Consider the following 9,513-nt stretch of genomic DNA (forward strand, 5'->3'; position numbering starts at 1 on the left):
TGCCGACGTAGACGTTGTCCGGCGCGGTCACGGTGATCGAACCGCTGGTGCCGTTGGCCGGTACGGTGATGACGGTCTTGCCGTCGCTCAGCGTGAAGGTCAAGGCGCCGTGGTTGTTGATCGGCAGACCATCTTTGTTGGTCAGGGTGATGGTGTAGGTGATCTCGCCGCCTTCGGTGACCGAAGGGGTGGCGGTCAACTTGGCCACCACTTCGTCGGTGGTGTCGGTGACATCCACCTTCGCAGCGCCGCCCAACTCCAGGTTTTCGAAGGTCGCACCGGTAGCGTCTACCGCCGACTTGATGCCAACGCTGATTTCACCGGCATCGTTGTAAACGTCGTCGCCCTGCGCATCGTGGGTGTACGGTGCGCTGGTCTCACCGGCCTTGATGGTGACTTGAGCATTGTTGCTCAGGGTCACGACCAGGTCGTGGCCCAGCGGTTGGTTGATGTGCACGGTGAACGTCGGTTTGACGTTTTCCGCCACCGAGGTCTGATCGGCAGTAATGGTGACCTGCACCAGGTCGCCCTGGTTTCCGGTGCCCGGAGTGCCCGAACCTGGCTCGTCAGTGACAGTGGTGCTGACCGGCGTCTTGTCCAGGGTCAGCTGCTCGAACTTGCCGACGTCAGCGCCCGCAACAGTTGCGATGGAGTTGACCACTGCTGGGTTGCTGCCAACGTAGACGTTGTCCGGGGCTGTGACGGTGATCGAACCGCTGGTGCCGTTGGCCGGTACGGTGATGACGGTTTTGCCGTCGCTCAGCGTGAAGGTCAAGGCGCCGTGGTTGTTGATCGGCAGACCATCTTTGTTGGTCAGGGTGATGGTGTAGGTGATCTCACCGCCTTCGGTTACCGAAGGCGTTGCGGTCAGCTTGGCCACCACTTCGTCGGTGGTATCGGTCACTTGAACGGTAGCCGAACCGCCTAGCTCGAGGTTCTCGAAGGTAGCGCCGGTGGCGTCTACAGCCGAGTTGATGCCCAGGCTGATCTGGCCAGCATCGTTGTAAACGTCGTCGCCCTGCGCGTCGTGGGTGTACGGCGCGCTGGTCTCACCGGCCTTGATGGTGACCTGAGCGTTGTTGCTCAGGGTCACAACCAGGTCGTGGGCCAGCGGTTGGTTGATATGCACGGTGAACGTCGGTTTGACGTTCTCGGCCACCGAAGTCTGGTCGGCGGTAATGGTGACCTTGACCAGATCGCCTTCATTGGTGCCGCCTGGGTTGCCTGGAGTGCCTGGCTCGTCAGTGACCTGGGTGCTGACCGGAGTCTTGTCCAGGGTCAGCTGTTCGAACTTACCAACATCCGCGCCCGCAACGGTCGCGATGGAGTTCACCACTGCAGGATTGCTGCCAACGTAGACGTTGTCCGGCGCGGTCACGGTGATCGAACCGCTGGTGCCATTGGCCGGTACGGTGATGACGGTCTTGCCATCGCTCAGCGTGAAGGTCAAGGCGCCGTGGTTGTTGATCGGCAGACCATCTTTGTTGGTCAGGGTGACGGTGTAGGTGATCTCGCCGCCTTCAGTGACCGAAGGGGTGGCGGTCAACTTGGCCACCACTTCGTCGGTGGTGTCGGTGACATCTACTTTCGCAGCGCCGCCCAACTCCAGGTTCTCGAAGGTCGCGCCAGTGGCGTCCACCGCCGACTTGATACCAACGCTGATTTCGCCAGCGTCGTTGTAAACGTCATCGCCCTGCGCGTCGTGGGTGTACGGCGCGCTGGTTTCGCCGGCCTTGATGGTGACCTGAGCATTGTTGCTCAGGGTCACGACCAGGTCGTGATCCAGCGGCTGGTTGACGTGAACGGTGAACGTCGGTTTGACGTTTTCCGCCACCGAGGTCTGATCGGCAGTAATGGTGACCTGCACCAGGTCGCCCTGGTTTCCGGTGCCCGGAGTGCCCGAACCTGGCTCGTCAGTGACAGTGGTGCTGACCGGCGTCTTGTCCAGGGTCAGCTGCTCGAACTTGCCGACGTCAGCGCCCGCAACGGTCGCGATCGACTGCACCACTGGCGTGTTGCTGCCGACGTAGACGTTGTCCGGCGCGGTCACGGTGATCGAACCGCTGGTGCCGTTGGCCGGTACGGTGATGACGGTCTTGCCGTCGCTCAGCGTGAAGGTCAAGGCGCCGTGGTTGTTGATCGGGAGACCATCTTTGTTGGTCAGGGTGACGGTGTAGGTGATCTCGCCGCCTTCGGTGACCGAAGGGGTCGCGGTCAGCTTGGCCACGACTTCGTCGGTGGTGTCGGTGACTTGAACGGTAGCCGCACCGCCCAGCTCGAGGTTCTCGAAGGTAGCGCCAGTGGCGTCTACAGCCGAGTTGATGCCCAAGCTGATCTGGCCAGCATCGTTGTAGACATCATCGCCCTGCGCATCGTGGGTGTACGGTGCGCTGGTCTCACCGGCCTTGATGGTGACCTGAGCATTGTTGCTCAGGGTCACAACCAGGTCGTGGTCCAGGGCGGTGTTGATGTGCACGGTGAAGGTCGGTTTGACGTTTTCCGCTACCGAGGTCTGGTCGGCGGTGATGGTGACCTGTACCAGATCGCCCTGGTTACCAGTGCCCGGAGTACCCGAACCTGGTTCGTCGGTCACGGTGGTGCTGACCGGCGTCTTGTCCAGGGTCAGCTGCTCGAACTTGCCGACGTCAGCGCCCGCAACGGTCGCGATCGACTGCACCACTGGCGTGTTGCTGCCGACGTAGACGTTGTCCGGCGCGGTCACGGTGATCGAACCGCTGGTGCCGTTGGCCGGTACGGTGATGACGGTCTTGCCGTCGCTCAGCGTGAAGGTCAAGGCGCCGTGGTTGTTGATCGGCAGACCATCTTTGTTGGTCAGGGTGATGGTGTAGGTGATCTCGCCGCCTTCGGTGACCGAAGGGGTGGCGGTCAACTTGGCCACCACTTCGTCGGTGGTGTCGGTGACATCCACTTTCGCAGCGCCGCCCAACTCCAGGTTTTCGAAGGTCGCACCGGTAGCGTCTACCGCCGACTTGATGCCAACGCTGATTTCGCCAGCGTCGTTGTAAACGTCATCGCCCTGCGCGTCGTGGGTGTACGGCGCGTTGGTCTCACCGGCCTTGATGGTGACCTGAGCGTTGTTGCTCAGGGTCACGACCAGATCGTGATCCAGCGGTTGGTTGATATGCACGGTGAACGTCGGTTTGACGTTCTCGGCCACCGAGGTCTGGTCGGCAGTAATGGTGACCTGCACCAGGTCGCCCTGGTTACCGGTGCCCGGAGTGCCCGAACCTGGCTCGTCAGTGACCTGGGTGCTGACCGGAGTCTTGTCCAGAGTCAGTTGCTCGAACTTGCCGACGTCAGCGCCCGCAACAGTCGCGATGGAGTTGACCACTGCTGGGTTGCTGCCGACGTAGACGTTGTCCGGCGCGGTCACGGTGATCGAACCGCTGGTGCCATTGGCCGGTACGGTGATGACGGTCTTGCCGTCGCTCAGCGTGAAGGTCAGAGCGTTGTGGTTGTTGATCGGCAGGCCGTCTTTGTTGGTCAGCGTCACGGTGTAGGTGATCACGCCGCCTTCGGTGACCGACGGGGTCGCGGTCAGTTTCGCCACGACTTCGTCGGTGGTGTCGGTGACGTTGACCTTCGCCGCGTCGCCCAGCTGCAGGTTCTCGAAGGTACGGCCACCGATGTCGGCTGCCGACTTGATACCCAGGCTGATTTCACCGGAGTCTCTGTAGACGTCGTCGCCTTGGGCAGCGTGCTCGTAGGGCGCGCTGGTCTGGCCGGCCTTGATGGTAACCGTGGCGTTGTTGCTCAGGGTCACGACCAGGTCGTTGGCCAGGGCGGTACTGATGTGCACGGTGAAGGTCGGTTTGACGTTTTCCGCTACCGAGGTCTGGTCGGCCGTGATGGTGACCTGTACCAGGTCGCCCTGGTTGCCAGTGCCCGGAGTGCCCGAACCTGGTTCGTCGGTGACGGCGGTGCTGACCGGGGTCTTGTCCAGGGTCAGTTGCTCGAACTTGCCGACGTCCGCGCCTGCAACAGTCGCGATCGACTGCACTACCGGAGTGTTGCTGCCAACGTAGACGTTGTCCGGAGCGGTCACGGTGATCGAACCGCTGGTGCCGTTGGCCGGTACGGTGATGACGGTCTTGCCGTCGCTCAGCGTGAAGGTCAAGGCGCCGTGGTTGTTAATCGGCAGACCGTCTTTGTTGGTCAGGGTGACGGTGTAGGTGATCTCGCCGCCTTCGGTGACCGAAGGGGTGGCGGTCAACTTGGCCACCACTTCGTCGGTGGTGTCGGTCACTTTGACCGAAGCGTCACCACCCAACTGCAGGTTTTCGAAGGCAGCGCCAGTGGCGTCCACCGCCGACTTGATGCCCAAGCTGATCTGGCCAGCGTCGTTGTAAACGTCGTCGCCTTGCGCGTCGTGGGTGTACGGCGCGCTGGTCTCACCGGCCTTGATGGTCACGGTCGCATTGTTGCTCAGGGTCACGACCAGATCGTGATCCAGCGGTTGGTTGATATGCACGGTGAACGTCGGTTTGACGTTCTCGGCCACCGAGGTCTGGTCGGCAGTAATCGTGACCTGCACCAGGTCGCCCTGGTTACCGGTGCCCGGAGTGCCCGAACCTGGCTCGTCAGTGACCTGGGTGCTGACCGGAGTCTTGTCCAGAGTCAGTTGCTCGAACTTGCCGACGTCAGCGCCCGCAACAGTCGCGATGGAGTTGACCACTGCTGGGTTGCTGCCGACGTAGACGTTGTCCGGCGCGGTCACGGTGATCGAACCGCTGGTGCCATTGGCCGGTACGGTGATGACGGTCTTGCCGTCGCTCAGCGTGAAGGTCAGAGCGTTGTGGTTGTTGATCGGCAGGCCGTCTTTGTTGGTCAGGGTGACGGTGTAGGTGATCTCGCCACCTTCGGTGACCGAAGGAGTGGCGGTCAACTTGGCTACGACTTCGTCGGTGGTGTCGGTGACATCCACTTTCGCAGCGCCGCCCAACTCCAGGTTTTCGAAGGTGGCGCCGGTAGCGTCTACCGCCGACTTGATACCAACGCTGATTTCGCCGGCGTCGTTGTAAACGTCATCGCCCTGCGCGTCGTGGGTGTACGGCGCGCTGGTCTCACCGGCCTTGATGGTGACCTGAGCGTTGTTGCTCAGGGTCACGACCAGATCGTGATCCAGCGGTTGGTTGATATGCACGGTGAACGTCGGTTTGACGTTCTCGGCCACCGAAGTCTGGTCGGCGGTAATGGTGACCTTGACCAGATCGCCTTCATTGGTGCCGCCTGGGTTGCCTGGAGTGCCTGGCTCGTCAGTGACCTGGGTGCTGACCGGAGTCTTGTCCAGGGTCAGTTGCTCGAACTTGCCGACGTCCGCGCCTGCAACAGTCGCGATCGACTGCACTACCGGAGTGTTGCTGCCAACGTAGACGTTGTCCGGAGCAGTGACGGTGATCGAACCGCTGGTGCCATTGGCCGGTACGGTGATGACGGTCTTGCCGTCGCTCAGCGTGAAGGTCAAGGCGCCGTGGTTGTTGATCGGCAGGCCGTCTTTGTTGGTCAGGGTGACGGTGTAGGTGATCTCGCCGCCTTCGGTGACCGAAGGGGTGGCGGTCAACTTGGCCACCACTTCGTCGGTGGTGTCGGTCACTTTGACCGAAGCGTCACCACCCAACTGCAGGTTTTCGAAGGCAGCGCCAGTGGCGTCCACCGCCGACTTGATGCCCAAGCTGATCTGGCCAGCGTCGTTGTAAACGTCGTCGCCTTGCGCGTCGTGGGTGTACGGCGCGCTGGTCTCACCGGCCTTGATGGTCACGGTCGCATTGTTGCTCAGGGTCACGACCAGATCGTGATCCAGCGGTTGGTTGATATGCACGGTGAACGTCGGTTTGACGTTCTCGGCCACCGAGGTCTGGTCGGCAGTAATCGTGACCTGCACCAGGTCGCCCTGGTTACCGGTACCCGGAGTGCCCGAACCTGGCTCGTCAGTGACCTGGGTGCTGACCGGAGTCTTGTCCAGAGTCAGTTGCTCGAACTTGCCGACGTCAGCGCCCGCAACAGTCGCGATGGAGTTGACCACTGCTGGGTTGCTGCCGACGTAGACGTTGTCCGGAGCAGTGACGGTGATCGAACCGCTGGTGCCATTGGCCGGTACGGTGATGACGGTCTTGCCATCGCTCAGCGTGAAGGTCAAGGCGCCGTGGTTGTTGATCGGCAGACCATCTTTGTTGGTCAGGGTGACGGTGTAGGTGATCTCGCCGCCTTCAGTGACCGAAGGGGTGGCGGTCAACTTGGCCACCACTTCGTCGGTGGTGTCGGTGACATCTACTTTCGCAGCGCCGCCCAACTCCAGGTTCTCGAAGGTCGCGCCAGTGGCGTCCACCGCCGACTTGATGCCCAAGCTGATCTGGCCAGCGTCGTTGTAGACATCATCGCCTTGCGCATCGTGGGTGTACGGCGCGCTGGTCTCACCGGCCTTGATGGTGACCTGAGCATTGTTGCTCAGGGTCACAACCAGGTCGTGGTCCAGGGCGGTGTTGATGTGCACGGTGAACGTCGGTTTGACGTTCTCCGCCACCGAGGTCTGATCGGCGGTGATGGTGACCTGTACCAGGTCGCCCTGGTTGCCAGTGCCCGGAGTACCCGAACCTGGTTCGTCGGTGACGGCAGTGCTGACCGGGGTCTTGTCCAGGGTCAGTTGCTCGAACTTGCCGACATCAGCGCCCGTGACCGACTGGATGGCCTTCACGACCGCAGCGTTAGTGCCGGTGTAGACGTTGTCGGGAGCCGTGACAGTGGCAGTGCCGGTTGTACCGTTAGCCGGGATGGTGATGGTGGTTTTGCCGTCGCTCAGCGTGAAGGTCAAGGCGCCGTGGTTGTTGATCGGCAGACCATCTTTGTTGGTCAGCGTGATGGTGTACGTGATCTCGCCGCCTTCGGTAACCGAAGGCGTCGCGGTCAGCTTGGCCACGACTTCGTCAGTGGTGTCGGTGACATCCACTTTCGCAGCGCCGCCCAACTCCAGGTTTTCGAAGGTGGCGCCGGTAGCGTCTACCGCCGACTTGATACCAACGCTGATTTCGCCGGCGTCGTTGTAAACGTCATCGCCTTGCGCATCGTGGGTGTACGGCGCGCTGGTCTCACCGGCCTTGATGGTGACCTGAGCGTTGTTGCTCAGGGTCACAATCAAGTCGTGAGCAAGCGGTTGGTTGATATGCACGGTGAACGTCGGTTTGACGTTCTCGGCCACCGAGGTCTGGCCGGCAGTAATCGTGACCTGCACCAGGTCGCCCTGGTTACCGGTGCCCGGAGTGCCCGAACCTGGCTCGTCAGTGACCTGGGTGCTGACCGGAGTCTTGTCCAGAGTCAGTTGCTCGAACTTGCCGACGTCAGCGCCCGCAACAGTCGCGATGGAGTTGACCACTGCTGGGTTGCTGCCGACGTAGACGTTGTCCGGCGCGGTCACGGTGATCGAACCGCTGGTGCCATTGGCCGGTACGGTGATGACGGTTTTGCCGTCGCTCAGCGTGAAGGTCAAGGCGCCGTGGTTGTTGATCGGCAGACCATCTTTGTTGGTCAGGGTGACGGTGTAGGTGATCTCGCCGCCTTCGGTAACCGAAGGCGTTGCGGTCAGCTTGGCCACGACTTCGTCGGTGGTGTCGGTGACTTGAACGGTAGCCGCACCGCCCAGCTCGAGGTTCTCGAAGGTAGCGCCAGTGGCGTCTACAGCCGAGTTGATGCCCAGGCTGATCTGGCCAGCATCGTTGTAGACATCATCGCCTTGCGCATCGTGGGTGTACGGCGCGCTGGTCTCACCGGCCTTGATGGTGACCTGAGCGTTGTTGCTCAGGGTCACAACCAAGTCGTGAGCCAAAGCAGTGTTGATGTGCACGGTGAACGTCGGTTTGACGTTCTCGGCCACCGAAGTCTGGTCGGCCGTGATGGTGACCTTGACCAGGTCGCCTTCGTTGGTGCCGCCTGGGTTGCCTGGAGTGCCTGGCTCGTCAGTAACCTGGGTGCTGACCGGGGTCTTGTCCAGGGTCAGTTGCTCGAACTTGCCGACATCCGCGCCCGCAACGGTCGCGATCGACTGCACTACCGGAGTGTTGCTGCCGACGTAGACGTTGTCCGGAGCAGTGACGGTGATCGAACCGCTGGTGCCATTGGCCGGTACGGTGATGACGGTTTTGCCGTCGCTCAGCGTGAAGGTCAGGGCGCCGTGGTTATTGATCGGCAGACCATCTTTGTTGGTCAGGGTGATGGTATAGGTGATCTCGCCGCCTTCGGTCACCGAAGGCGTGGCGGTCAACTTGGCCACGACTTCGTCGGTGGTGTCGCTGACTTGAAGGGTAGCCGCACCGCCCAGCTCGAGGTTCTCGAAGGTAGCGCCAGTGGCGTCTACAGCCGAGTTGATGCCCAAGCTGATCTGGCCAGCGTCGTTGTAAACGTCGTCACCCTGCGCATCGTGGGTGTACGGCGCGCTGGTTTCCCCGGCCTTGATGGTCACGGTCGCATTGTTGCTCAGGGTCACAACCAAATCGTGAGCCAAAGCAGTGTTGATGTGCACGGTGAACGTCGGTTTGACGTTCTCGGCCACCGAAGTCTGGTCGGCCGTGATGGTGACCTTGACAAGGTCACCTTCGTTGGTGCCGCCTGGGTTGCCTGGAGTGCCTGGCTCGTCAGTAACCTGGGTGCTGACCGGGGTCTTGTCCAGGTTCAGGTTTTCAAACTTCCACGCATCCGCCCCACTGACGGCGTCGATGGCGTTGACCACCGGCTGGTTAGTCCCGACATAGACGTTATCCGGCGCGGTTGCAGTGGCCGAGCCAGTGGTGCTGTTGGCGGCCACAACGACTGTCGTGCCATCGGTCAGCTTGAAGTACAGCTCCGAATGGTTGTTGATCGGCAGGCCGTCTTTGTTGGTCAGCGTGATGGTGTAGGTGATCTCGCCGCCTTCGGTAACCGAAGGCGTTGCGGTCAGCTTGGCCACGACCTCGTCGATGGTGTCGGTCACCTTGACCGAAGCGTCACCGCCCAACTGCAGGTTCTCGAAGGCAGCACCGGTAGCGTCTACCGCCGACTTGATGCCCAGGCTGATTTCGCCAGCATCCTGGTAAACGTCGTCGCCCTGCGCATCGTGGGTGTACGGTGCGCTGGTCTCACCGGCCTTGATGGTGACCTGAGCATTGTTGCTCAGGGTCACGACCAGGTCGTGGGCCAGGGCGGTGTTGATGTGCACGGTGAAGGTCGGTTTGACGTTTTCCGCCACCGACGTCTGGTCGGCGGTGATAGTGACCTTGACCAGGTCGCCTTCGTTGCCCGGGGTGCCTGGCTCATCGGTGACCTGGGTGCTGACCGGGGTCTTGTCCAGGTTCAGGTTTTCGAATTTCCACGCATCCGCGCCGCTGACGGCGTCGATAGCGTTGACCACCGGCTGATTAGCGCCGACATAGACGTTATCCGGTGCGGTTGCAGTGGCCGAGCCAGTGGTGCTGTTGGCGGCCACAACGACCGTCGTGCCATCGGTCAGCTTGAAGTACAGCTCCGAAT

General features: G+C 61.6%; 1 protein-coding gene. It reads right to left on the reverse strand.

Going from position 1 to position 9,513, the window contains the following annotated elements:
* Window positions 1-9,513: immunoglobulin-like domain-containing protein (locus JOY50_RS28365; RefSeq protein ID WP_405046019.1), on the reverse strand; the 9,513-nt coding region annotated here is incomplete at both ends.

Origin of the sequence: Pseudomonas sp. BP01 (assembly GCF_022760795.1) — a bacterium.
GTDB lineage: Bacteria > Pseudomonadota > Gammaproteobacteria > Pseudomonadales > Pseudomonadaceae > Aquipseudomonas > Aquipseudomonas putida_Q.